The organism is Ferrovibrio sp., from assembly GCF_041906005.1.
Classification (GTDB): Bacteria; Pseudomonadota; Alphaproteobacteria; order Ferrovibrionales; family Ferrovibrionaceae; genus Ferrovibrio.
Genome location: NZ_JAYRJY010000017.1, coordinates 1 through 1,529 on the forward strand (window position 1 = coordinate 1; position 1,529 = coordinate 1,529).

Below are 1,529 nucleotides of genomic sequence, written 5' to 3' on the forward strand. Positions count from 1 at the left end.
GATTGTGTTGAAAAAGGCTGGCTTGCAGTAATGTTGGTGGTCTGATTCAATTGCCGGGAGGTGGAGCGGAGACGGGCCGATGATGGGCGAGCGGACGGTAGCGCAGGAAGCGTTGTTCTACAGCTTCAGCCTGGAGCGGCATGTGCCGGCGGATCATCTGCTGCGATCGATCGACCGGTTCGTGGACCTGTCGGGCATCCGCGAAGAGCTGAAGCCCTTCTACAGCGAGACGGGACGCCCCTCGATCGATCCGGAATTGATGATCCGGATGCTCATCATCGGCTATTGCATGGGCATCCGATCCGAGCGGCGACTGTGCGACGAGGTGCATCTGAACCTGGCCTATCGCTGGTTCTGCCGGCTGGGGCTGGAGGGCGACGTGCCCGATCACTCGACCTTCTCGAAGAACCGGCACGGACGCTTCCGCGACAGCGACCTGCTGCGCCGGTTGTTCGAGACGACGGTCGCGCGTTGCATGGCCGAGGGGCTGGTGGGCGGCGAAGGGTTCGCGGTCGACGCCAGCCTGATCCGCGCCGATGCCAATCGTCAGACCGGCGGTCCGGGCAGCGATGGCGTGCCGCCGGGCGCCGACAGCCGTGCGGTGCGCGAGTATCTGGCCGTTCTCGACGATGCCGCGTTCGGCGCGGCGACACCGGTGGTGCCGAAGTATCTGGCGCCGGTCGACCCGGCATCGCGCTGGACCAGCGCGCATCGCGGGCCGGCCTTCTACGCTTATTCGACCAACTACCTCATCGACATCGACCACGCCGTCATCATGGACGTGGAGGCGAGCACCGCCGTGCGCCAGGCCGAGGTGACCGCATGCAAGCGCATGATCGCGCGGGTTCAGGACCGCTTCGGCATTTGGCCCGAGCGGCTGGCGGCGGACACCGCCTATGGCTCGGCGGAGATGCTGGCCTGGCTGGTCCACGAGCGTGACATCCAGCCGCACATCCCGGTGTTCGACAAGTCCGCGCGCCGCGACGGCACGTTCGAGCGAGATGCCTTCACCTACGACCATGACGGCGACAGCTACGTCTGCCCTGGCGGCAAGCGCCTGAGGCCCCGGAACCGCAACTTTACGACCGCCCGGAGCGATGTCGGTCAGGACGGCTTCATCCGCTATCGCGCGCGACAGCAGGACTGCGGCAGCTGCGCCCTGCGGGAACGCTGCACGCCCAACATGCCCGCGCGCAAGGTCACCCGCTCGATCCACGAAGGGGCTCGCGATCTCGCCCGCGACATCGCCACCACCGACGCCTACGTCACATCTCGCCGCCAGCGAAAGAAGGTCGAGATGCTGTTCGCGCACCTCAAACGCATCCTGAAGCTCGATCGATTGCGCCTGCGCGGCCCAAACGGTGCCAGGGACGAGTTCCATATGGCAGCCACCGCCCAGAACCTCCGCAAAATGGCCAAGCTCATCCCGATGCCGGCACATCCGCTACCGGCCTGAGCCGGTCAGTCCTATTCAGCGCAAACCATCAGCCGCTTGCCCACGGCAACACCCCGACTTCTTCAACACAATC

The 1,529-nt window shown here is 65.7% G+C and carries 1 protein-coding gene; it reads left to right on the top strand.

Annotated elements, in window-relative coordinates; genetic code table 11:
• Positions 1–79: 79 nt before the first annotated feature.
• Entirely contained in the window at positions 80–1,456 is a 1,377-nt protein-coding gene (locus ACE3OO_RS20195; protein WP_374305904.1) for a transposase, read from the top strand.
• Positions 1,457–1,529 lie beyond the last annotated feature (73 nt).